This window comes from Campylobacterota bacterium (assembly GCA_040752835.1).
GTDB lineage: Bacteria > Campylobacterota > Campylobacteria > Campylobacterales > Sulfurimonadaceae > Sulfuricurvum.
Genome location: JBFMGG010000007.1, coordinates 123,600 through 144,762, shown reverse-complemented (window position 1 = coordinate 144,762; position 21,163 = coordinate 123,600). Strand labels below are relative to the sequence as shown.

At 54.1% G+C, this 21,163-nt stretch carries 26 protein-coding genes and 6 tRNA genes; 13 read left to right on the top strand and 19 right to left on the bottom strand.

From position 1 onward, the window contains the following. The first annotated feature begins 14 nt into the window (after nt 1–14). From AB1763_06775 to AB1763_06740, 8 genes are all read left to right on the top strand, one after another. Nucleotides 15–1,106, top strand: a complete 1,092-nt coding sequence (locus AB1763_06775) for a CinA family protein (protein ID MEW5832518.1) — start codon at nt 15–17, stop codon at nt 1,104–1,106. A gap of 81 nt (nt 1,107–1,187) precedes the next feature. After that, nucleotides 1,188–1,263: transfer RNA gene (locus AB1763_06770), tRNA-Lys, on the top strand. 13 nt (nt 1,264–1,276) lie between these two features. After that, a tRNA-Glu gene (locus AB1763_06765) sits at nt 1,277–1,352 on the top strand. 18 nt (nt 1,353–1,370) lie between these two features. Beyond that, nucleotides 1,371–1,446: transfer RNA gene (locus tag AB1763_06760), tRNA-Val, on the top strand. Nucleotides 1,447–1,453: 7 nt separating this feature from the next. Further along, a tRNA-Asp gene (locus tag AB1763_06755) sits at nt 1,454–1,530 on the top strand. 18 nt (nt 1,531–1,548) lie between these two features. After that, nucleotides 1,549–1,624 (top strand) — tRNA-Val (locus AB1763_06750). A gap of 7 nt (nt 1,625–1,631) precedes the next feature. Then, nucleotides 1,632–1,708, top strand: a tRNA-Asp gene (locus tag AB1763_06745). A gap of 45 nt (nt 1,709–1,753) precedes the next feature. Next, nucleotides 1,754–2,332, top strand: coding sequence for a DUF2238 domain-containing protein (locus AB1763_06740; GenBank protein MEW5832517.1), 579 nt, complete (start codon nt 1,754–1,756; stop codon nt 2,330–2,332). 16 nt (nt 2,333–2,348) lie between these two features. On the opposite strand, the gene AB1763_06735 is transcribed toward AB1763_06740, so the two are convergent. From AB1763_06735 to AB1763_06710, 6 genes are all read right to left on the bottom strand, one after another. Continuing rightward, entirely contained in the window at nt 2,349–3,413 is a 1,065-nt protein-coding gene (locus tag AB1763_06735; protein ID MEW5832516.1) for an SO_0444 family Cu/Zn efflux transporter, read from the bottom strand. A 60-nt stretch (nt 3,414–3,473) separates the two neighbouring features. Then, nucleotides 3,474–4,808 (bottom strand): copper oxidase, encoded by a 1,335-nt coding sequence (locus tag AB1763_06730; GenBank protein MEW5832515.1) that lies wholly within the window; start codon nt 4,806–4,808, stop codon nt 3,474–3,476. Then, nucleotides 4,795–6,144: a TolC family protein gene (locus AB1763_06725; protein MEW5832514.1), complete on the bottom strand. Its 1,350-nt coding sequence runs from the start codon at nt 6,142–6,144 to the stop codon at nt 4,795–4,797. The genes AB1763_06730 and AB1763_06725 overlap by 14 nt, the downstream gene beginning before the upstream one ends. Continuing rightward, nucleotides 6,141–6,395, bottom strand: a complete 255-nt coding sequence (locus AB1763_06720) for a hypothetical protein (protein ID MEW5832513.1) — start codon at nt 6,393–6,395, stop codon at nt 6,141–6,143. Before AB1763_06720 ends, AB1763_06725 begins: the two co-directional genes overlap by 4 nt. Beyond that, a complete protein-coding gene (locus AB1763_06715) occupies nt 6,392–6,721 on the bottom strand; it encodes a copper-binding protein (protein ID MEW5832512.1) in 330 nt (109 codons plus the stop codon). Before AB1763_06715 ends, AB1763_06720 begins: the two co-directional genes overlap by 4 nt. Nucleotides 6,722–6,788: 67 nt before the next feature. Beyond that, nucleotides 6,789–7,109 carry a hypothetical protein gene (locus tag AB1763_06710; GenBank protein MEW5832511.1) on the bottom strand — a complete coding sequence of 107 codons (321 nt, stop codon included), beginning with the start codon at nt 7,107–7,109 and terminating at the stop codon, nt 6,789–6,791. A gap of 121 nt (nt 7,110–7,230) precedes the next feature. Between AB1763_06710 and AB1763_06705 the strand changes: the two genes are divergently transcribed. Beyond that, complete coding sequence (locus AB1763_06705; protein MEW5832510.1) at nt 7,231–7,791, top strand: LemA family protein; 561 nt, start codon at nt 7,231–7,233, stop codon at nt 7,789–7,791. After that, nucleotides 7,788–8,753, top strand: coding sequence for a DUF3137 domain-containing protein (locus tag AB1763_06700; GenBank protein MEW5832509.1), 966 nt, complete (start codon nt 7,788–7,790; stop codon nt 8,751–8,753). The genes AB1763_06705 and AB1763_06700 overlap by 4 nt, the downstream gene beginning before the upstream one ends. Here the strand turns inward: AB1763_06700 and AB1763_06695 are convergent. Continuing rightward, the gene (locus AB1763_06695; GenBank protein MEW5832508.1) at nt 8,750–9,319 is read right to left on the bottom strand and encodes a YigZ family protein; all 570 of its coding nucleotides are present in this window, start codon (nt 9,317–9,319) and stop codon (nt 8,750–8,752) included. The genes AB1763_06700 and AB1763_06695 overlap by 4 nt on opposite strands. A gap of 51 nt (nt 9,320–9,370) precedes the next feature. Between AB1763_06695 and AB1763_06690 the strand changes: the two genes are divergently transcribed. Continuing rightward, on the top strand, nt 9,371–9,541 hold the full coding sequence (locus tag AB1763_06690; protein ID MEW5832507.1) for a hypothetical protein: 171 nt from the start codon (nt 9,371–9,373) through the stop codon (nt 9,539–9,541). Nucleotides 9,542–9,580: 39 nt separating this feature from the next. On the opposite strand, the gene hcp is transcribed toward AB1763_06690, so the two are convergent. Further along, on the bottom strand, nt 9,581–10,906 hold the full coding sequence (hcp, locus tag AB1763_06685; protein ID MEW5832506.1) for a hydroxylamine reductase: 1,326 nt from the start codon (nt 10,904–10,906) through the stop codon (nt 9,581–9,583). 106 nt (nt 10,907–11,012) lie between these two features. Beyond that, nucleotides 11,013–11,642, bottom strand: a complete 630-nt coding sequence (locus AB1763_06680) for a Crp/Fnr family transcriptional regulator (protein ID MEW5832505.1) — start codon at nt 11,640–11,642, stop codon at nt 11,013–11,015. Between the two features lie 109 nt (nt 11,643–11,751). On the opposite strand from AB1763_06680, the gene AB1763_06675 reads away from it, so the two are divergent. Both AB1763_06675 and AB1763_06670 read left to right on the top strand, forming a co-directional pair. Then, complete coding sequence (locus AB1763_06675; GenBank protein ID MEW5832504.1) at nt 11,752–12,741, top strand: A/G-specific adenine glycosylase; 990 nt, start codon at nt 11,752–11,754, stop codon at nt 12,739–12,741. Then, nucleotides 12,726–13,175 (top strand): hypothetical protein, encoded by a 450-nt coding sequence (locus AB1763_06670; GenBank protein ID MEW5832503.1) that lies wholly within the window; start codon nt 12,726–12,728, stop codon nt 13,173–13,175. Before AB1763_06675 ends, AB1763_06670 begins: the two co-directional genes overlap by 16 nt. On the opposite strand, the gene AB1763_06665 is transcribed toward AB1763_06670, so the two are convergent. The 10 genes from AB1763_06665 to AB1763_06620 form a co-directional block, all read right to left on the bottom strand. Continuing rightward, complete coding sequence (locus tag AB1763_06665) at nt 13,165–13,896, bottom strand: ATP-binding protein (GenBank protein ID MEW5832502.1); 732 nt, start codon at nt 13,894–13,896, stop codon at nt 13,165–13,167. The genes AB1763_06670 and AB1763_06665 overlap by 11 nt on opposite strands. Nucleotides 13,897–13,912: 16 nt before the next feature. Next, a complete protein-coding gene (locus AB1763_06660; protein MEW5832501.1) occupies nt 13,913–14,605 on the bottom strand; it encodes a 5'-methylthioadenosine/adenosylhomocysteine nucleosidase in 693 nt (230 codons plus the stop codon). 17 nt (nt 14,606–14,622) lie between these two features. Beyond that, complete coding sequence (locus tag AB1763_06655; GenBank protein ID MEW5832500.1) at nt 14,623–15,381, bottom strand: nitrilase-related carbon-nitrogen hydrolase; 759 nt, start codon at nt 15,379–15,381, stop codon at nt 14,623–14,625. Next, nucleotides 15,378–16,313: an ACP S-malonyltransferase gene (gene fabD / locus AB1763_06650; GenBank protein MEW5832499.1), complete on the bottom strand. Its 936-nt coding sequence runs from the start codon at nt 16,311–16,313 to the stop codon at nt 15,378–15,380. The genes AB1763_06655 and fabD overlap by 4 nt, the downstream gene beginning before the upstream one ends. Beyond that, complete coding sequence (locus AB1763_06645) at nt 16,313–17,083, bottom strand: helix-turn-helix domain-containing protein (GenBank protein MEW5832498.1); 771 nt, start codon at nt 17,081–17,083, stop codon at nt 16,313–16,315. The genes fabD and AB1763_06645 overlap by 1 nt, the downstream gene beginning before the upstream one ends. Continuing rightward, a complete protein-coding gene (locus AB1763_06640; protein MEW5832497.1) occupies nt 17,070–17,591 on the bottom strand; it encodes a peptidylprolyl isomerase in 522 nt (173 codons plus the stop codon). The genes AB1763_06645 and AB1763_06640 overlap by 14 nt, the downstream gene beginning before the upstream one ends. 72 nt (nt 17,592–17,663) lie before the next feature. Continuing rightward, a complete protein-coding gene (locus AB1763_06635; GenBank protein MEW5832496.1) occupies nt 17,664–18,530 on the bottom strand; it encodes a tetratricopeptide repeat protein in 867 nt (288 codons plus the stop codon). Next, nucleotides 18,531–19,091, bottom strand: a complete 561-nt coding sequence (locus AB1763_06630) for an OmpA family protein (GenBank protein MEW5832495.1) — start codon at nt 19,089–19,091, stop codon at nt 18,531–18,533. 52 nt (nt 19,092–19,143) lie between these two features. Further along, nucleotides 19,144–20,391: a Tol-Pal system protein TolB gene (gene tolB / locus AB1763_06625; GenBank protein ID MEW5832494.1), complete on the bottom strand. Its 1,248-nt coding sequence runs from the start codon at nt 20,389–20,391 to the stop codon at nt 19,144–19,146. 4 nt (nt 20,392–20,395) lie between these two features. Next, a complete protein-coding gene (locus AB1763_06620; protein ID MEW5832493.1) occupies nt 20,396–21,148 on the bottom strand; it encodes a TonB C-terminal domain-containing protein in 753 nt (250 codons plus the stop codon). Between the last annotated feature and the right edge of the window lie 15 nt (nt 21,149–21,163).

The following is a 21,163-nucleotide window of genomic DNA, read 5'->3' as shown; positions in this document are numbered from 1 at the left end:
TACAGGGTTGGACTATGAAACGCGACGTAATTTTTGTCGGAAACCGCCTGATTCTCAACGAGGCGTACGAGCGCTACATTCTCCGAAATATCAAAAGCCGTTTCTCTTCAATCGACTCGATCAGCTATTTCGAAGAATCGGACAAAGACCTCTTTTTGCATCTTGACGCGCTTCTCAAACACGAATCCAAACTGGTCATCATTACGACCAAAAGCACCTTTACGATCGTCGGCAAACTTCTCAGTACCGTCACCGCCGACAACCAGGTGCTTAAAAACAACATGCTGATCCCTTCCCGCGCCGATATTCTGGAAAACGGCAGTTACCTTCTCAACCATAACAGCTCCGAAATCAACGTCATCCTCGCAACGGAGGGAAAAGCCCTCCCCCCGATCCTGATCGGCGACGAATCACGCCAGGCGGTCATCCATCTGTTCAACGAAGATCTCGCCAGCGCACAGACCCTGCTTGAACCGCTGGCACAGAACTTTGACGTACGGCTCGAATTCAGCCTCCTCGTCGAGGGATGGCTTAAAATCCGTATCCATGCCCGCCGTCACGGCAATCTTTCGCAGTTCATCGCCTCGGCCAAAGGGCTGATGCACCACAAGGTGATCGCCGCGGCGAACATCGCCGCCTTTATCATCGAACGGCTGGGGGCACACAACAAAAAGCTCTCTTTCGCCGAAAGCTGCAGCGGCGGGTCGCTGGCCCACTTTTTTACCTCACAAAGCGGCGCATCCGCGGTTTTCGACGGTTCGCTCATCACCTATTCCAACGTCCTCAAAGCCAACTGGCTCGCCGTCGATGACGAATCGCTCGACGCTTTCGGGGCCGTCAGTGCCGAAGTGGTGATGCAGATGTCGGAAGGGGCGATGAACGTCAGCTTTTCCGACTACGCCCTCTCCATCAGCGGTGTGGCGGGGCCCAGCGGGGGGAGCGACGCCAAGCCCGTAGGTACCGTCTATATCAGCGCCCGCTCGAAAACGGCCGTCCACACCGAACGGTTCCATTTCGAAGGGGATCGCAACTATATTCAGGAACAAAGCGTCCTGATGGCCGTCAAAATGCTCCTCAACGTCGACCGCGAACTGTTTTTTTCCTAATCACGTTTTTTTTCTTGACAAAGCGGCACATTTCCCCTATAATTTCGCCCTCACAATCACCGAATTCGGTCGGTTGAAGAGGTCTCGTTAGCTCAGCCGGTAGAGCATCTCACTTTTAATGAGGGGGTCGATGGTTCGAATCCATCACGAGACACCATGGTTGGTTCAGTGACCCTTTCGTCTAGTGGCCAAGGACACTATCACTTCATGGTAGGAACAGAGGTTCAAATCCTTTAGGGGTCGCCATTGTTCGATATTCGGTAAGGGCGTTTAGCTCAGTTGGTAGAGCGCTACCCTTACAAGGTAGATGTCACAAGTTCGAGTCTTGTAATGCCCACCATTTTTGTGCAGCCATAGTTCAGTTGGTTAGAATGCCTGCCTGTCACGCAGGAGGTCGCGAGTTCGAGTCTCGTTGGCTGCGCCATGTTTTTTGAATCACTCCGGGAGTTTAGCTCAGTTGGTAGAGCGCTACCCTTACAAGGTAGATGTCACAAGTTCGAGTCTTGTAATTCCCACCATATTTATGCAGCCATAGTTCAGTTGGTTAGAATGCCTGCCTGTCACGCAGGAGGTCGCGAGTTCGAGTCTCGTTGGCTGCGCCACCCTCTTTTTTCTCCCCTTTTTTTTATTTGTGTTATGATTGTCCGATGAAACTCAAACCCGTTTTATTCGTTGCCTATGTTATGGTCTGGTTAGCTCTGGCAATCGATCCGTGGTATCGTGAAGACTGGCTGCTCGAAAACATATTGGTGTTTGTCGCGCTGCCGATCGTGGTATGGGGGGAACGCCGTTTCGGATTTTCCGACGCCGCCGCATGGATGCTGTTTGTGTTTTTTGTTCTGCATGCGATCGGCGCCCACTACACCTACAGCGAGATGCCCTGGTTTGATCATCTTACCCGCTTTTTCGGTTTCGAACGCAACCATTACGATCGCGTCGCCCATTTTCTCTTCGGGTTTTTGCTGTTAGTCCCGTTTGCCGAACTCTTCGCAATTTCCGCCAGCCCCTCCAAAACAATTTTCGTCTTCGCGTTTGTTTTTATGATCGCGGCATCGGGATTTTACGAGGTACTTGAGTGGCTCGCTACCGAAGTGACCCATGCGGATCTCGGAACCGCATTTTTGGGAACGCAGGGAGATGAGTGGGATGCCCAGAAAGACATGCTGATGTGTTATCTGGGCACTGTCACCGGGGCATTTGTTTGGAGAAGACGGATCTTATTCTGACAACAGACTCACCGCTTTAACCGCAGCAACTCCCCTTTGAACAGTTTTTTCCGTCCGGACGGCCGAATCGGTCTCGGAGAAGATGATAGCCGATGAGTCCCCACAACAAAATTGCCGCTCCTTGTTCGAGCCATCCCGGTTTTTCACTGTGCCCCATCGCCATACGAAATTCGAGTGCATCGAATGCCACATCGATCAAAGCTCCGAACAGAAGACTTCCACCGATAATGACCGACAGATAAACCGTCAAGGCGCGCGTTCCGAGCATCGATTTGACCACGCCCATCGTAACGGTATTGGTCGCGGGACCCGCCGTGAGGAATACAAAAGCTGCCCCCGGTGAAACGCCGGCCATTATAAGAGATGCCGCGATCGGCAGGGAAGCAGTCGCGCATACATACATGGGGGCCGCCACCGCGACGGCAATGAGGTATCCCCATACCCGGTTGTCGTCGAAAAGCTGGTGAAGGTTGTGCGGTAACGCCACGGCGATGAACGCACCGACGACCAATCCCCAGAACAGCGGCTTGCTAAAACTCCCCAGCAATGTCCCAAACCCGTAAGTAAAGACTTGCCGTACACTGAAAGGTACGGCCGGAGGAGACGAAGAAGGTTGCAGCGATGATAGAGGGTTCCGGGGACGAACGGCGGAAAATTTCGGAGCCTGTAACGTTTCATCGGGTTCGATACGGTTCATCAGCACCCCCGCGGCAATCGCAATCAATACCGAACTGGCAACGCGATACAGCGTAAATGCCCATCCGAACATCCCGAATGTGGCAAGAATCGAATCCACTCCCGTTATCGGGGTCGATATCAGGAACGAAAGGGTAGCCCCTCTGGATGCACCGCTTTTGCGCAGCGACGCGGCAAACGGGATAACGCTGCACGAGCACAACGGAAGCGGGGTACCGACAAGTGCCGCCTTGTAGACTGCCCCGTGCGTCGAGGGGCCCAAATGTTTTCGAACCGATTCCTCGCGTATGAACTGGTGCAAAACTCCGGCTGCCAACAATCCGAACAGGATGTAAACCCCCATATCGACACTCAACCCCCACAACGCCGACCATAACTCTTCCATGTCCACTTCCCTTTAAATGATAACCATTATCGTATTATTGTGTTTTCTCCTTAATTTCTCCTATACTTTTTGCGCTACACTCCCTGCGGGGTGATCGAACCATCCCGGATCGGCATAGTCTCCATGGGGCTGATCCTTGCGCACTTTGACGACGGTGAACATTCCCCCCATTTCAATCGGCCCGAAAGGCCCCTTTCCGGTCATCATCGGCAACGTATTTTCGGGGAGTGCCATTCCCATCTCGGCCATATCCTGCATCTCCGCCATACCGCCGCGCCCCATCGGCATGTACATGTAGTCGGGGAGAAGGTCGCTGATTTTCTCGGTCAGATCGTCTTGTTTGACCCCGAGCATATTGGGGATACCGTGTCCCATCGGCCCCATCGTATGGTGTGATTTATGGCAATGGAACGCCCAATCTCCCTCTTCGGTCGCGGTAAACTCGATGCAACGGATCGATCCCACCGGTATATCGGCAGTCACCTCGGGCCACCGCGCGCTTTTGGGAACCCATCCGCCGTCGGTTCCGCTCACTTCGAAAACGTGGCCGTGCATGTGGATCGGATGGTTCGTCATCGTCAAATTGCCGACCCGGATCCGTACCCGGTCTCCCTTGCGTACGACCATCGGATCGATCCCCGGAAACACCCTGCTGTTAAAGCTCCAAAGGTTGAATTCGGTCATTGTCGCAGGATCGGGGGTATACGTTCCGGGCGCGACATCGTAACTGGCGAGAAGAAAGCAAAAATCACGGTCGACCCGATGCAGTTTCGGATTTTTGGGATGGACGATAAACATCCCCATCATTCCCATCGCCATCTGCACCATTTCGTCCGCATGGGGATGGTACATGAACGTTCCGCTCTGGCGAAGGGTGAATTCGTACACGTACGTTTCTCCCGGTTTGATCTGCGGCTGCGTCAGTCCCCCGACCCCGTCCATACCGTTGGGTAAAATCAGACCGTGCCAATGGATCGTCGTATGTTCGGGAAGACGGTTCGTGACGATCAGGCGGATTCTGTCTCCCTCCACCGCTTCGATGGTTGGCCCCGGCGACGTACCGTTGTACCCCCAGCAGTTGACGACCATGCCGGGTGCGAATTCCCGCACGACCGGTTCGGCAACGAGACGGAATTCCTTGACCCCCTCTTTCATTTCGTACGGAAGGCTCCAGCCGTTAAGGGTGAGTACGGGGTTGTAGTTTTTTCCCTTCCGGGGCGTCACGACCGTTGAGGGAGAAAGAACTTTCACCGGGTTCTCCACCCGGCTCAGCTGCCGTCTTGCAACCGTGTGGGCGGCGTGATCGTGTTCCGAAGCCCCCGACACTTTTGGAAGGGCGGCCGCCGCGAGCGCTGCGGATGCCAATCCCAGGAAATTGCGTCTATTGTGCTGCATCAGCATCCTCCATTGGCGAACCGAGGGCATAAGCCAGATCGATCCGCGCTTTTTCGTATTCTCCCGCCGCTTCGACCGATCCGATTTGGATCTCGCCGTAACGGCGGCGTTCTTCGAGCAATGCGTATATTCCCTCGAGCATCCCGTTGTAATAAAGCCCCGTTTCCTCCAGCACTTCGCGATGGATTCCCGACAACGCGTTCCGATACTCAGCGGCAATATCGTAACGATACCGTAGCGCCGCATAGGCGCGACGGACGTCGCTGCGGACATTGACCGAAAGGGCGTAAAGGGCATGATACGCCTGATTGTACTCCGCCTTCGCGCTTTCGACACGTCCCTGCCCCACGTCGAACAGCGGCAGGGGGATTTTCACTCCCAACGTATTGAAACGCGCTTCCCCCGTACTTCTTTCATTTTCGTACTCGAGGGAAAGTTCGTCCAGCAAGCGGGTACTTTCGACCATCCCTGCGGCTCTGGCGGCAAATTCGAGTTTTTTTCGGGCGGCGGCGATATCAAAACGCCGACGGATGGACTCGCGTTCGAGATCTTCCGACGAAACGGGCGGCGCAAGGAGCGACCTCTCCGTCTCAGCCATCCGATAATCGGTGAAGTGCCCGTAAACGCCCATCCGTTTATTGAGCTCTTCGCGGGCATCCGACGCCGCCTGACGTGCTGCGAGCGCATCGATGCGGGCACGGGAATACTCCGCACGCATTCTCAGCATATCCCGCTTGGAGAGATTCCCCGCCGTATATTGCCGAACGGCCAGCTGTGCCGATGCCGAAGCCGACGACAGCTGCTCGTCCTGAAACCGGGCTATCGTTTCGGCCGTATACGCATCGACGTACGCTTTACGGGTATCCCGCACCGCTTGAAGTACCTCATCGGCGATCCGTGCTTTGGTTTCTTCCAGCGCTATCCCGGCCAGTTCTCTCCGAAGAGGGATCCACAACAGGTCCAAAAACGCCAGTTCGATCCCGACCTTCTTCGTCGTCACGCCGCCGCCCCTTCCGACCGAGTATCCCAGTACGGGGTTGCTCATCAACCCCGCCTGCACCAAATCGGCGTGCGCTATCCCGATTTCTTCGTAGGTCTGCTGCAACGAACGGTTGTTGATCAGGGCAATGCGGACGGCATCTTCGCGTTCCAGCGGCCGGGCGAGGATGGCGGTCACGTTTTGCTCGACCGCTGCAGCCTCCTTCTCGTTCTTGATCCATACGAGATTACTCCCCATCCCTTCGTTTAGCGACCGGAATACCCCTTCTTTACCGGGTACGGAACAGCCACTCAGCCCCAGCACCGCAGCAACGCAGATCGCAGGCCACGTTTTCATGGTCTTGTTTCCGTTTCGGATTTTTCCCCAGCCGGCATGCCGTAACTGTGCATCCCGTCCCCTCTTCCTCCGGGGATCGCGTTTTCTTGCTGAATGCGCATCTCTTCATCTACCTTAAGGGTATCGGGAAGAGGGGTATAGTGTTCTTTCCCCTTTTGCGCCTCAGGCTGATGCGGAGGAGGATTGTGAAGGACGGACTCAGCACCCCATCCTGCGGCAAACACGATCGCCATCATCCACAACCCTCTCATCGGGAAATCTTGGTAATGATGTAACGCCCCTCTTTTTCGATGAAATCGAAACGGACGGTTTCGTCTTTTTTAAACGAACGTTCCGAAACTCCTTCCGAAAATTCAAACTTCATGTTCATGGCAGGCCATTTGAGGGCGGGAACGGGATCATGGAAAATACGGACCGATTCGCCGTTTTCGGCAATCGATTTAATCTTCCCGCTTGCCGAGTAGACCTGCCGTACATCGGTTTTTACCGAATCGTGATGTTCATGCGGCTCATCCCCCATTCCCATCAATTCCAAAGAGGCGGCCGAAAGGGCCAAAGCTATCAACACGCTTTTCATGCAAACTCCTTTTCGGACAAGTCTAACAAAGCTTTATTGACCCTCTATCAATGGACTGTTAACAGGATTAACGCGCGCCGTCTTCCTGCGCGTAAACCTTGACGTAATTCCCTTGATTCGTTTTTCGCGACGCGTCGGATAACTGTTCCACCTGTTCGGCGCTCAGTGCGAACCCCTCATCCGCGGCATACGCGGCGGCGCTTTTGATTTTCAGGCCGCTATCCCGATACCCGGAATAATCTTCCGAAAATTTTCGGCTCTTTTCTTCCATTTGCTGTTGCTCTTGTTTTGCTTCGTCTTCCTGCGCCTTGAGCATGGCCGGATCTGGCCGGCCCACCTGGAAAGGCTGGGAGTGCGGGCTTTGAAAAAGATAGGAACTGATCGTCATCGTTTCCTCCTTTTCGTAAGGTATCTCTTCACTAAATGTACTCCCGTGAAACTCAAAATACGATTAAGTAACCAAACTATACGCTACAATAATCCAAATCCACACCAAGGAACGGAACCTCATGCAGCTTTTTCTCATCATTCTTGCCGTAGTGTCGCTCATTCTGATACTGATGTACAACTCTTTGATCGGTAAAAAAAATCAGGTCGACAACATCTTCGCGGGAGTGGACGCCGTCCTCAAAAAACGGTTCGACCTCATCCCCAATCTGGTCGCTTCCGTAGAACGTTATATGGAACATGAAAAATCGACGCTGGAGACAGTCACGCAACTGCGCAGCGAGGGGATGAAAAGCGGGATCAGCGACGAACGGAAAATCGCTCTGGACGCCAAACTGACCGCCGCGCTCGGATCAATCACGGTGGCGATGGAGGCCTACCCCGATCTGAAAGCCAACGAAAACGTGATGCATCTGCAGCGCTCGCTGGCCGAAATCGAAGAGCAGATTTCCGCCGCGCGCCGCGCCTACAACCAGGCCGTCACCGACCTGAACAACGCCATCGAGATGTTCCCGACCAATCTGATGGCAGGATGGATGAAGCTGCAACGCCGGGCCGTGTTTGAAATCACTCTCAACGAGCGGCAGAACGTCAGCGTCGGCGATCTTTTCAACCGTTCATGAAAAGCGCTTCGGAACTTACCGACTTTTATTACCGGGAGCTCTATCCTGCCGTTCGTGAACTCGAACAAAACCGACAAGAGATCGTCGGGCGCATCAAATGGTACGGGGGGATGGGCATCGTCGTTTTTTTTCTCTGCGCCGCCTGGGCGGGAAAAACATTCGGACTGTTCCACCCCTTTGTATTCGTGTTGCTGATGGGGTTCCTGGCCGTGGCGGGATTCGCCTATCGGCAGATAAGCTCAGGGTATGCCAAAGACTTCAAAACGCGCATCATCACCCCCCTGATCCATGCGATCGATCCCCATCTCCTCTATAACCCCGGCTTCACCGTTTCACAGCACCTTTTCGAACGCAGCGATCTCTTCAAACGCTCCATCGACCGTTACAGCGGTAACGACTACGTCAAAGGCTCCATCAAAGGGGTACCGATGGAGTTTTCCGACGTCCACGCCGAATACCAGACCCGCGACTCCAAGGGACGGACCCAATGGCACACCCTCTTTCGGGGATTGTTTGTGGTTGCCGAGTTTAATAAGCATTTCCACGCCAAAACCGTCATCCTCCCCGATCATGCCGAAAAAATCTTCGGCTCTCTGATCGGCGGATGGCTTCAATCCAAAAATTTCGCCCGTGAGGGTCTCATCCGCCTTGACGATCCCGAATTCGAAAAACGGTTTGTCGTCTACGGCAGCGATCCCATCGAAACGCGCTACATCCTCACCCATTCGATGATGAAGCGGATCCTCGACTTTCAAATAAAACTTCCCCATCCGCTGTTCGTCTCGTTTGTCCACAACCATATCCATATCGCCGTGGCTACGGGAAGAGACCTGTTCGAACCCGCTTTGTTCACATCCCTGCTCGACTACAAACAGGCGATGGAATACGTCAATACGCTGCGCAATACGATCGGGTTGGTGGAAGAGTTGAAACTGAACGAAAAGTTGTGGAGTAAATCCTAAAAGATCAACCGGCCCAGAGCGGTGCAGAGTTTTTCGAGCCGTTCGGCGGTCGCTTCGACCGTGAATTCGGCTCCGGTGCCGCCGAACTCCTTGGCAATACAGCTCACGCCGTTTTGCGTCAATTCGTATTCGACGATCGAAATATTTTTGTATTCGGTCGCAAACGTTTTGCGGTACGTTTTTTCGTATTCCCTCAGTTCGGCCGTTCCCACGGCGGCATTAGCCGAATCGGCATACGCCCGCACCAGCCCCCCCGGCCCCAGCTTCGTCCCGCCGAAATAGCGTACCGTGATGATGGCGGCATTGATGAGCTCGTGCCCCTGCAAAACCGCCAATGTCGGTTTCCCCGACGTCCCTTTGGGCTCTCCGTCGTCGCTGGACGATTCTACGACCTGGTCGAATTCGTTGAGACTGCGGGAAGCGCTGACCCAGTGGACCGCTTTGGGGTGTTCGGCACGCAAGCGCACCATTTCACTCTCGAACATCGCGATCGGCATCAGATGGGCAATGAATTTCGATCCTTTGATTTCGATCGAATCGCTGTAGAGGGAATGTACCGTTTTCATGACGCGATTATAGCATTTGCTATAATGGCGCATTTTGTTTTCGGAGTCGTTATGATCGATTTTTTGATGAGCGGATACGGTTTGAGTTCGATAGGGCTGATCGGGATCATCGTTTTCCTGATGTATCTGAAACTGATGAAATGGGTTTTTAAAGTCGCTTTTTTCGGCATCCTTGCCCTGGCGGCGTTCTGGTATTTCAACCCTCCCGCCATCTTGGGCTGAATACCCTACGGCAGGACAGTCCGTCCTGGCGGCGGTCCCTTAAGCCGCTTTGGGAAGAAGGAGGTTTTTCAAATCTTCCTGCGGATCGCCCGTGAGATGGAGATTGAAATGTTCCGAGAGGAAATTGAAAATCTCCTCGTTCACAAACTGCGGCGGCTTGGGCCCCAGATAAATATCCTTGATCCCCAGACTGAACAGTGCCAGCAGGATGATGACCGCTTTTTGTTCCATCCATGAGAGGACGATGGAGACGGGAAGGTCGTTGATCGGCGTATTCAGTGCCTGGCTCACCGCTTTGGCGATCTCCACCGCACCGTTGGAATCGTTGCACTGCCCAAGATCAAGGTAGCGCGGGATCCCCGTCCCCGCGATCTCTCCGAAATCGATATCGTTGAAACGGAATTTGCCGCAGCTGGAGGTGATGATGACACAATCCTCGGGAAGGCTCTGCGCCATTTCACGGTAATAATTCCCCGCTTTGCCCGGAGCGTCGCATCCGGCGATAACGAAAAACTGCCGTATTTTCCCCTCTTCTACCGCTTTGAGAATCTGCGGCGCAAGGGTCAGGATCGTTTTGTAGTGGTGCCCGGTTGTAAGGCTCAGGCCATCGTCCATCACCGTGTCCTCACACGCAAGAGTCTTGCGGATCAGCTCGTCGAAATTGTCCTCCACGATCGGGGTCCCCCCTTCGATCCCGACGATTTTGTAGGTAAAGACGCGGTCGACGTAGTCCGCATCTTTTTTGGGGGGGACGATGCAGTTCGTATTGACGACGAACGTCCCTTTGAACCGTTTCATCAATTCGGCCTGATCGAACCACGCTTTCCCGACGTTCCCTTTGAGATGCGGGTATTTGCGAAGCTCCGGATATCCGTGGGCGGGGAGCATCTCCGAATGGGTATAGACGTTGATTCCCTTCCCTTCGGTCGCTTTGAGAAGTTTCTCCATCATCTCCAGATTGTGCCCGCTCACAAGGATCGCTTTCCCTTCCACTTTGTTTTGGGAGACCACCACGGGAGTCGGAATACCGAATTTGGCGGTATGGGCGTTGGAAAGCTTATCCATCACCTCGACGCCCGCACGGCCCACTTTCATCAACTGGCTGATGTGGTCGTTGAAATTGAAATTGACATTGGTGAGGGTAAAGTAAAGCGTCTCGCTCATCACATCGTCGATCTCTTTCGTCTCGTGGGGGCGAAGCTCGTTGAGGTGCTCGCGGTACGCGCTGAGCCCTTTAAGCCCGAAAATCATCGTATCCTGCAATCTCGCAAGATTTTCATCCTTTCCGCATGTGCCGACCGTTGCACCCGTAGAACCGCAGCCGTTTGGCGTACTCATTTCACACTGATAACAAAACATACTCATCGTCTTTGAACCTTTGACATCTATTTTCGCTCACCGCGGCCGAAGACACGATCGAACGTGAAGCGGGATGATATTCTTTCCCCCCGCCCTCTTTCATTGACCCGGATCAACAATAGCTGCGGAGGCGGTTTTTTTCGAGGATGACGATTTTTCGTTTTTCGACGGTGACGATCCCCGCTTTTTTCAGAACCGCAAGATTGCGCGAGAGGGTTTCGGGGGTGATGTTGAGGATGGCGGCAATCTTTCGGTGGGAGATTTCCCCCACATGGTTTTCGTTCTCGTAGAGAAATGTGCACAACCGCCCGAGGGTATCCATCGTCAGATTGGCGCTGATCACGTTCTGAAGCGCCTTGACCTTTTTACTGAGCGAATGGATGATCTTCAGACTCATCTCGGGATTGCACAAAAAATCTTTTTCAAACTGCGCGTAGTCGATTTCCAGTACCAGACACTCCGTTTCGCATACGGCGGTCGCGGGATAACGGATCCGCTCCATATGGGCCGTTTCGGCGATGAGCGTCTGCGGCTGAAAAAAATGCAATACGACTTCATTCCCCCGCGAATCGACTTTGTAGACCTTGACGATCCCATCAAGCAGCAAAAAAAGCTTTTTGGGTTCGTCCCCTTCGAAAAACAAAAGATTTCCCCGCGTGTATCTTTTTTCCGAAGCGATGGTTCCAAGCTTCTGCATCTCCGAAAAGCTCAACTCCTCAAACAGTTCGATGTGTCTCTTCATAATCCCCTCTTTTATCGGGGCGAACAATATCGAAAAACGGCGCAGCGAAAATTGATGTCCGTCAAGTTACCACTCCATTCGGGCCGATCGATTTGGGTACAATTCACGTATGAAACGCGCTGAACACTCCGCCCTCCTCGCCTGGTACGAAACCCACGGACGCCACGACCTGCCCTGGCGCAATACCGATGATCCCTACCGGATCTACCTCAGCGAGATCATGCTCCAGCAGACCCAGGTCAAAACAGTGCTGGAGAGGTTTTATTTCCCGTTTCTGGAACGCTTCCCCACGTTCGCCGATGTGACCGGGGCCCCGCTCGACGACGTACTGAAAATGTGGGAAGGGCTGGGCTACTACACGCGGGCCAAAAACCTTCACATTGCCGCCCGCCAGTGCCAGGGACACCTCCCCGACAATGCCGAAGGGCTGATGAAACTCAGCGGTATCGGCCGTTCTACCGCCCACGCGATCGCGGCATTCGCTTACGGTGAGAGCCTTCCGATTCTCGACGCGAACGTCAAACGTATTCTCCACCGTTATTACGCCCTCAAAGAACGGAACGAAAAAAGATTGTGGGAATACGCCTACCGCCTTTTCGACGCTTCGAGTCCGTTCGAATACAATCAGGCGATGATGGATCTCGGCGCCGCCGTCTGTCTTCCCAAAAAACCCGTATGTGACCGATGCCCGTTCGCAGAATACTGTGCGGGCAGGAACGATCCCCTCGCCTACCCCGAGGCAAAAATCAAAAAGCCCAAACCGATCCGACGGCTCAACCTCATCGTCTATGAGCGTAACGGGATGTACGCGCTTAAACAACGCACCTCCCGTTTTTTGCACGGTCTTTGGGGATTTTTCGAAACCGACGAAAAACCTCCGTCCCCTTCGCTTTTGCTCGGGCATGTGACCCAGCACTACTCCCATTTCGCCCTCGAAGCGGAGGTTTACCGCTGCAACGAGCCTTTAGACGCGGATGGGTTCGAGTGGTTCGCCCCTAAAGAGATAGAAGCCCTTTCCCTCAGCCGTGCCGATCATAAGGCGTTGGCATTATTACGCTATAATTCGGGAAAAAAGGAGCGCCGGTGCGAACCGTATTAAGACAAATACGCAACCATTTTTTCAGTGCGTTCCGTGAAATTTTTGTCTATCACCATACTTCGCTTGAATTTCGTGCCAAAACGTACGCGGTCATGATCGCCGGCGCCGAAGAGCCGATCCACCGTTATCTTGGGGCGCTTGAAGAGATTGCGGGAGAGATTTATGCCGAATCGGACCGTGCCGCGGCACTGGTGATGACGGTTCAGGAGTACGTTGCCGCTTCGGGTAGCAAAAAAACCCGCAACGACCAGACCCTCATCTACGACATCGTCGAAGAGCTTCGTCTGATGCCCCGCTACGCGCAGAAAATCGAGCCTTCCCACCTGCGCAGGCTTCAGGCCTGCACATCCGGGGATGAGAGCAAGATCTATCAGGAGCGTATTATCGAGTTTCTGAGCCGCAAACGGCTCGATTACGAAGAGGCTAAACGTTAAAACGTTCGGGGTCGAAGAAAGCGTCGTCGCTGATGTGGCCGAACGCAGAGTTGATCGACACAAACAAATCGGGGTATTTTGCCTCCATTTCGTGAAGCATCGTTTTCATAGAAGCCCGTGCGTGCGGCATCTTGACGTCGAACCGCATCGAAGGGCACGCCTCATCGCCGACGGTAGGCATCTCGTTCTCCAGCGCGCACGCGGCAAGCTGACGCTCACGCAGCTGGATCAGCGGACGGATGACGACCAATCCGTTTTCGGCACGGTACTTGGGGGCCAGCGAGCGCAGATGACCGTTGTAGATCAGGTTCATGAAAAAACTCTCCGCAGCGTCGTCGAGGTGATGTCCCAGGGCAACCTTGTTACACCCGAACTCTTTGGCCGCCGTATAAAGAGCTCCGCGGCGCATCCGCGAAAAGAAACTGCAAAACGATGAGTTGTGGCGGATCTTGTCAGCGGCGATTTCGTACGTATTGGTCTCATATACCCGGTGTGGGACGCCATGCTCGGCGCAATGCGCGATCAGGGCCGAAAGGTCCTCCCCCATCCCGTACGTAACGGTGACGGCCAGAATTTCAAACCGAAACGGCGCGCGCCGCTGCTGTTCCATCAGGGCGTGCACCATCGTAAGGGAATCTTTCCCGCCGCTCAGACCGACGAGAATTCTGTCCCCCTCCTCGATCAGACCGAACGCCGCATTGGTACGGCCGATCTGGCGCATGATTTTTTTGCTGAGTTTAATGCCCAAGGCGTTTAACCATCTCTAGGATAAAGCGGGCGCTGACTTTGGCCGAGCTTTGCAAGAACGTATCGAAGTCCATCCCCGCATCGCCGTCGGCGCTGTCGCTGATCGCGCGCAGAATAAAAAACGGAATCCCGAAATTGGCGCACACGCACGCGACGCTTGCCCCTTCCATCTCCAGGGCGTCAGCCTTGAACGTCGTCTCGATCCAGTGCTTACGCTCCGCAGAGGCGACAAACTGATCTCCCGTCGCGATAATCCCTTCCTTGACCTCTACACCCATCGCCAGGGCCACCTCTTTGGCCAGTGCGATGAGGGGCCGGTCGGCGTCGACCATGACCGATCCCTCGGGGATAAAACCGTAAGGGTGGCCGAACGCGGTAATGTCGACGTCGTGCTGACACAGAGCGCTTGCCATCACCAGATCGCCGATTTTCAGCTCTTTGCTGATTCCGCCGGCCACACCGCTGAAGAGGAGTGTTTCAGCCCCGAAACGCTCGATCATGACCGACGCGGTGATCGCCGAAAAGACTTTACCGATTTTCGAATAGGCAATGACAAGATCGTGGTCGCCGTAGCGGCATTCGTAAAACGTATTTCCCGCATGGTCGAAAGAGGTATAACTTCCTACCGATTCGAGGATCGGTTCGATCTCTTCGCGCATTGCGCCCATAATTGCGATTTTCATTGGATTCCTTGTCTGTATTAAAAATTTTTGGCGAGGTAACGCCCCAGTTTCTGAAGACGATGATTCAGTTCGACGTTCATGCTGCCCGGCTTGAAAAGCTCAAGCCGATGCTCGGTCTCTGCGGATGGGGTAATGACCCGACTGCCGCCCCAAAAGCCCAATCCGTCTTCGAAGCCGACACGGTTGACGAAGACGACGTAATTGTGACTCAGAAGCGCGGTTGCTTTGAGCAGCGCGTCCCATTGCACTTCGATACCGATCCCCGCGTCGCCGAACTCGCGCGCCGGAGACGCGGCGAGAACGTAAACGATCTGCGCGTCGCTTTGGGCGATCGCGTCGATCGTATCCGCATGCCAGAGGTCTTCGCATACGACCATCACCGCAGGGCCGTGAGGGGTATCGAACGCCTCGATTGCATCGCCTGCGGCAAAATACCGCCCCTCTTCAAACATCCCGTAGGTGGGAAGATGATTTTTATGATGCATGTGGGCCAACGCACCCTGCGAAAAATAGAGCGCGCTGTTGTAGACTTTCCCCCCGTCCCACATCGCCGCGCCGACCACGATGTCGCATTGTCGGCTCGCCTGCGCCAGCGGCTCGAGTTCGTCGAGGTTCCACGCGTCTTCGAACAGCTTGTCCTGCAGCAGGTAGCCGCTCAGCGAGAGTTCGGGGAAAACGACCACGTCGGCGTCGGCATTTTCTTGGACCCGTTCCAAAATCTCCGCAAGGTTGGAACGATTCAGTCGCGGCGAGGTCTGGACGAGGGCGATTTTCATGCGAGCGCTTCGCAAACCTTCGCGAGGCTGTCCATGTCGGAAATGCCGTAGGTCTCGATATCGGGAGCGTTCCGTTTGTTGAGCCCTTTGAGGACCGCACCGTTTCCGAATTCGATCATCACGTCGATTTCACCCGCGATCGCTTCGATCGACTGTTTGTATTTGACCGGCTTGACCAGCTGATCTTTCAGCAGCGCCACGGCATCGGTTTTGTTCGAATACTTGCCCGTCGTGACGTTCGAAACTACGGGTGCTACGAAGGTGTCGACGAGCATTTTTTCCATAACCTCGGCCAACGGGGCCTGCGCGCTTTCAAGCAGCGGGCAGTGACTGGCGATCGACATGTTCAACAGCAGGGCCCGCTTCGCTCCCGCTTCTTTAAAAACGCTTTCCATCGACTGCAAATCGGCTTTGAGCCCGGCAACGACGAGCTGTCCGGCCTGATTGTAGTTCGCCGGCCACACTTTTTTGCCCTCGCTTTGCGCTTTTTCGCACAGCTCTTCGACGAGCGCATCGTCAAGCCCCAGAATAGCCATCATCCCCGCATCGATCGATTCGCATGCGCTTTGCATCAATGCCCCGCGCTTGTGCACGAGCTCCACCGCATCGACGTAATCGATAGCACCGGCCGCCGCAAGGGCACTGAATTCACCGAGGGAGTGTCCCAAAAACATCACCGCATCGCTCGGACGAGCTTCCTGGAAAAGGCGATAGGCGATCAACGATACCAGCAAGATGGCAGGCTGCGTATAGGCGGTCTGATCAAGCTGTTCGTTCGGCTCGAAAAGGAGTTTGGCAAAATCGACACCGATCCGTTCCCCCGCCTTTTCGAACATTTCACGGGCAAGCGGAGAGTTTTCGTAGAAGGATTTCCCCATCCCTACGCTCTGGCTCCCCTGGCCGGGAAATATCATCGCAATTTTTTTGGACATTAATGCTCCTTTGTTTCGAGTTGATAATCGGAATGGTCTGCGATTTTTTTACGCAGGGTGTTTCGGTTGAGCCCCAGCCGTTCGGCAAGTTGCAGCTGCGATTTGAATCGCTTGATCCCTGCACGGATCAGCGGCACTTCATAAAGGTGCAAAAATGCCCGGTAATCGTTATTGCTGCCGAGCTTGTCGCTGAGATAGTGTTCCATGATCCCCATCAGGTCGTTTTCCCCGATGCTGTCGAAAAGATAATGCAGGTACACCTGACGACGAAGCGAAATCGCGTTTTCGCTCAGATCGGGGACGAATCCGTTGCGTTCAAACGGCTCCGTTTTGCCCAGCGTGTGGCGTGCTTCCTGCACGAACGCGTCGATCAGTACGGCGACATCTTCGCTCCGTTCGGACAGTGGAGGCAACGCCAGGCGGATCGTGAAAATCTCGTCAAGCTGATCTTGCGAATAGCGCCCGCCCGCGGTTGCGACGACGCGCGTACGGGTCTTTTGCAACGCTTCGATCAATCGCTTCAGGTTTGCGACGTTGTCCAGGCGGTAAATGATAACCTCGCTGTGGGACTCGATCGCGTCGAGCAATTCATCGAAACGGCTCGCATCGATTACGGGTGCATGGGGAAGGATGTAACGGGCAAGGGTCAGTTTACCCGTTCCCCGTTCTCCGAAAATAACGGCGTTGACCCCTAATCCCTTCAAAAGATTGGCCGTCTTGAACGCTTCGATCGAAGCGTTCGAGGCCGTCAGGAAATTAGTGGCATCCACAGCCGTGGTTACCGCCGCTTCCGCAGCATCCGCTGCTCTCTACGCGATTTTCGGCAGGAATGCCCGTCATCGCTTCTTCGGGTGACGCGTCGCGTACGTTGTGGATCGTGACCGTGAACATCAGGTCTTTGCCCGCGAGGGGGTGGTTGAAATCGATAACGACGGAGTCGTCTTTGATGTCTTTGACGATGACCTGGACGGTACCGCCGTCTTCACCCTGTCCGTAGAGGGTCATCCCGACGTTAAGATCGATTCCGGCGAATTGTTCGCGCGGAAGTTCCTGCTGGGCTTCGGGATTGTAATCGCCGTAAGCGTCCGCCGCCTTCACGAGAACATCGCCTTTATCGCCGATATTCATGTGTGCGATCCCTGTTTCGAGACCCGGGATGATCTGCCCTTTTCCGAACATGAATACCAGGGGGTGTCCGCCGACGTTGCTGTCTACGACGGTTCCGCCGTCGCGTACTTCGTACTCAAGAGATACGATCTGATTCGTTTCAATTGCCATAATATAGCCTTCTTTTAAGATGGTGCGATTTTAGCACATTTACCTATAGCGACGCTGAAAGCGCACCGGTAGCTACTTGAGCTTAGAGATCCGTTCCTGCGCCTCTCGTGCCGCACCGCTGCCGCCGTATTTGGAGATGGTCGCCTGGTAAAACGCTTTGGCCATCGCCTGATCGCCCGTTTTTTCCATGGAAATCCCCGAGTGGAGCAGCAGCGTAGGCATATACAGCGCTTTTTCATTGCGTGAGGCGCTTTCTTTGTAACTTGCTACCGCCTCTTTGTAGGCTTTGCGCTCATACTGGCACTCCCCGATCATGTAATGCGCCTCGGCCGTTTTGTGTTTTTTCTGCACCATCTGCTCGAACATCGACTGGGCTTCGGCAAACTTTTTTTCGCCGAAAAGCCGAAAAGCCTCTTTTTCGATCGCGGATACGCTCACGATGGCCGGGTTTTCCCCTTTTTTTGCCGCGATCGGTTTGAGTTTGAGCTGGGAAATCAGCTGGGCGAACTGATCTTTGGTGACGTAATTGGCATTGATCCCGTCAACGACCAAAGAGAGCTCTTCGAGCAGCGATTTGAACTGGGCGATGTTTTCGGTATTGGCATCGATTTGTTTTTTCAGTTCGGAAATACTTTGCGATGCGTTATCGTCTCCAAGCCGCTGGAGCTTTTGCCGGTGTTCGTTGGTCGTCTGCGCCAGCCCTTCGACAATGGTCTGCAGACCGTCGAGCCGTTCGGTCACGGTTTCGACCTTGGCATTTTGGACGTTGTGTTTTTGCAACACCGTCTGAATCTCTTTTTTGTTTTCGAGAATCAATTTCTCTTCACTGGTAAGACCGTAAGGGTTGGGAACGTTCAGGTTACCCGCACCGAAAACCGACGGTTCGGATGCGGAAAGGGAGAATGAAAGGAGTGTTAAAAACGCGACAGACGTACGCATTTAGGGAAGTTTGAATTCTACACGACGGTTTTTTTGCCAGCACTCTGGAGTTTTCTCCAGACATACGGGATTGCCTTCGCCGAAACTGACCATCGTGATCGAGTCAGGGTTCATACCGTCATTGACCAGCGCCGTTTTGACCGCATTGGCACGTTTGAGGCCGAGGGCGTAGTTGTATTCGTCGCTTCCGAATTCGTCGCAGTTTCCTTCGAGTTTGACGTTTTTGCCTTTGACGAGCGCGCTGTTGTTTTTCATCGCCTCTTGCATATCTTCACGGATGTCGAATTTGTCGTAGTCGAACAGGATATTGTTCAACCCGCCTTCCGAACCGTTAGTCCCGACTGCAGACGAAGCCGTTGTATCGGCCGTAGCGGCGTTGGTGATCGGTGCGATGACCGCATTCGAATCCGTACCGGCGGTGGTCGCCGCAGAAGAAGCCGTGTTCGTACCCGTGGCGGATGCCGAAGAAGCGGTTGCGTCGATCGCAGGCTCTTTGCTGCTGCATCCGCTCAAAACTAAAAGTGCTACCGTGGCACTGATCAAAGCTGCATTTTTCATCATGCTGTCACCTCATACTTGTGATATGCGTTATGGTACCGAAAAACGGTAAACATTACCAGTCGATGGACTGGATACGACCCATTTTCAACGGAAAGGCAAAACTTTTGTTAACAGAAGGACGGATCACGCCGACCGAGCTGCGGCTCCCTTCTTGCTTGATAAACAAAATCGCTTCTCCGTCGGGAGAGAAACGGGGAAAATCGTTTTCGCCGCTGGCGGTCAGACGTTTGACACTCCCTGAATTGAGCGAAAGCAGATGGAGGTTAAACGAGTTTCCGCCGTATGTGGCAGGATTTTCACGCGCTTTGTAGACAAGGAGATTTTTGTATGCGCTGAGTGAAGAGTTGTTTTTTCCCTGGTAAACGAGCGGCGTAACGGCGGTGGAATTGAAGTTCTTTGCAAAGACGTTGGGGTATCCCAGACGGTTCGAAACAAACGCGATCCCCTCGTTCCCCAGAAACTGTCCGTTGACGTCAATCCCCGAATAGTCGGTAAGACGGGTTTTGGTGCCGCTTTGGGTATCGTAGAGGAAAATATCGGGCTGTCCCGCCGGGGCGAGTGTGAGTAACAACCGCTTGGCGTCTTCACTGACATCCGAACACACCGCCATTCCGTCCGAAGAGATCAGTTTTTCCCGCTTGCCGCTGGAAAGATTCATTTTGTAAATCGTCGGCTTGAAATCGCTCAGCGACGTATAGTACAAGTCGGTCTGTTCGCGATTGGCCCATTTGGCAAAACCGTACATCCCGCCGCTGAGAATCACTTTCTGGTACGAAAGGGTATAGTCCGCGGCGATGATGTCGGCGCGTCTGGGAGCACTCAAACGGGTCAAAAGGACCTTACGTTTCATCCATTCCATCGGGGTGCCCCCCATCTTCGCATTGATGTCGTATGCGATCGAATGGGCCAGGAATACCATCATCTCGCTTTGTTTGAGGACGTAGGACTTGGCAAACAGCTCCTGGCCGTTTCGGATCAGGCGCACATCCGCTTTCATTCCCCCGTTTCCGTCGTCATGCAGCCGGTAGCGGAGAAGGTACTGCGCATCTTTGTGAACGGGTGCGGGCACAGTCGATTCATAGGGAGCCGCCGCATAGTTTGCGTCAACGTCGAACAACGACACCACCTGCATATCGGCAACAAGCATTTTGGACATCCGTACCGTCGCGTCGCTTTTAAACGCCGAGGCGTCTTCCACCGCCAGTTTCGGCAGCGATTCGACCCCTTTGACGACTTCGATCGTCGCATCGGCGGCACGCAGAAAACAAACCGCCGCGAACAAAACAAACAAAAACTTCAAATGGCTACTCCTTGGCCGTTAAAATACATTCCAGCACCGCGTCCCTCCCCTCGGGATGAGGCGGGAATACGACTGTCTCGAGCCGCTCCCGAAGCCAGTCGACTTCACCGTTGAGCGAAACGCTCCGGGAATAGGCGATCACCTTGTACGAAACGAGCCTCCCCGCCGCATCGATCGTGATACGCACGCGTGCAGCCTGTCCCTGCGATCCCGAGGGAGGGTGAAAACGGGCATAAATGAGTCCCTGAATCTTAGCATGGTATTCGTTAACGATCGGTCCCGAGGAGGCTCCCTGCACGACCATTTTCATCCCGGGCCTGGAGAGCTCGACTTTTTTCACCTTGTCGCTGATCCGCAAAGTCTCTTTGGGTTTGAGCAGTTCTTGTTCAAGGGCATTGAGCTGTTCGTTGCGCTTTTGCGTTTCGGGACTCTTTTTAGGGTCGTTTTTAGGTTTCACCTGCGCAAAAAGGTCGGAAATGTCAGGAACCGGCTCTTCGGGCGTTTTCGCTTCGGGTACCGCCTCTTCTTCGGCGGGGGAGAGGTCGGCCGAAGGCTCGCTTTGTTCGGGGGGTTCGGAACGGGTAACTTCTGTAACGTCGGCAATCGATACGGAGACGACGTCGCTCTGGACCATGGCAAACTGTTCGATTTTATTGGCCGCAGCGAGGCTGTAGCCGATCAGCAGCACCAGCACTGCGAAAAAAGAGAAAGCGATCAGACCACTGATGAAAAAATAACGTTCGTTATGTGAATTCATTGGCAACGCCTTTCA

Coding starts and splice junctions, on each gene's coding strand:
- AB1763_06775 (MEW5832518.1), top strand. CDS start 15: ATGAAACGCGACGTAATTTTTGTCGGAAACCGCCTGATTCTCAACGAG.
- AB1763_06740 (MEW5832517.1), top strand. CDS start 1,754: ATGAAACTCAAACCCGTTTTATTCGTTGCCTATGTTATGGTCTGGTTA.
- AB1763_06735 (MEW5832516.1), bottom strand. CDS start 3,413: ATGGAAGAGTTATGGTCGGCGTTGTGGGGGTTGAGTGTCGATATGGGG.
- AB1763_06730 (MEW5832515.1), bottom strand. CDS start 4,808: ATGCAGCACAATAGACGCAATTTCCTGGGATTGGCATCCGCAGCGCTC.
- AB1763_06725 (MEW5832514.1), bottom strand. CDS start 6,144: ATGAAAACGTGGCCTGCGATCTGCGTTGCTGCGGTGCTGGGGCTGAGT.
- AB1763_06720 (MEW5832513.1), bottom strand. CDS start 6,395: ATGAGAGGGTTGTGGATGATGGCGATCGTGTTTGCCGCAGGATGGGGT.
- AB1763_06715 (MEW5832512.1), bottom strand. CDS start 6,721: ATGAAAAGCGTGTTGATAGCTTTGGCCCTTTCGGCCGCCTCTTTGGAA.
- AB1763_06710 (MEW5832511.1), bottom strand. CDS start 7,109: ATGACGATCAGTTCCTATCTTTTTCAAAGCCCGCACTCCCAGCCTTTC.
- AB1763_06705 (MEW5832510.1), top strand. CDS start 7,231: ATGCAGCTTTTTCTCATCATTCTTGCCGTAGTGTCGCTCATTCTGATA.
- AB1763_06700 (MEW5832509.1), top strand. CDS start 7,788: ATGAAAAGCGCTTCGGAACTTACCGACTTTTATTACCGGGAGCTCTAT.
- AB1763_06695 (MEW5832508.1), bottom strand. CDS start 9,319: ATGAAAACGGTACATTCCCTCTACAGCGATTCGATCGAAATCAAAGGA.
- AB1763_06690 (MEW5832507.1), top strand. CDS start 9,371: ATGATCGATTTTTTGATGAGCGGATACGGTTTGAGTTCGATAGGGCTG.
- hcp (MEW5832506.1), bottom strand. CDS start 10,906: ATGAGTATGTTTTGTTATCAGTGTGAAATGAGTACGCCAAACGGCTGC.
- AB1763_06680 (MEW5832505.1), bottom strand. CDS start 11,642: ATGAAGAGACACATCGAACTGTTTGAGGAGTTGAGCTTTTCGGAGATG.
- AB1763_06675 (MEW5832504.1), top strand. CDS start 11,752: ATGAAACGCGCTGAACACTCCGCCCTCCTCGCCTGGTACGAAACCCAC.
- AB1763_06665 (MEW5832502.1), bottom strand. CDS start 13,896: ATGCGCCAGATCGGCCGTACCAATGCGGCGTTCGGTCTGATCGAGGAG.
- AB1763_06660 (MEW5832501.1), bottom strand. CDS start 14,605: ATGAAAATCGCAATTATGGGCGCAATGCGCGAAGAGATCGAACCGATC.
- AB1763_06655 (MEW5832500.1), bottom strand. CDS start 15,381: ATGAAAATCGCCCTCGTCCAGACCTCGCCGCGACTGAATCGTTCCAAC.
- fabD (MEW5832499.1), bottom strand. CDS start 16,313: ATGTCCAAAAAAATTGCGATGATATTTCCCGGCCAGGGGAGCCAGAGC.
- AB1763_06640 (MEW5832497.1), bottom strand. CDS start 17,591: ATGGCAATTGAAACGAATCAGATCGTATCTCTTGAGTACGAAGTACGC.
- AB1763_06635 (MEW5832496.1), bottom strand. CDS start 18,530: ATGCGTACGTCTGTCGCGTTTTTAACACTCCTTTCATTCTCCCTTTCC.
- AB1763_06630 (MEW5832495.1), bottom strand. CDS start 19,091: ATGATGAAAAATGCAGCTTTGATCAGTGCCACGGTAGCACTTTTAGTT.
- AB1763_06620 (MEW5832493.1), bottom strand. CDS start 21,148: ATGAATTCACATAACGAACGTTATTTTTTCATCAGTGGTCTGATCGCT.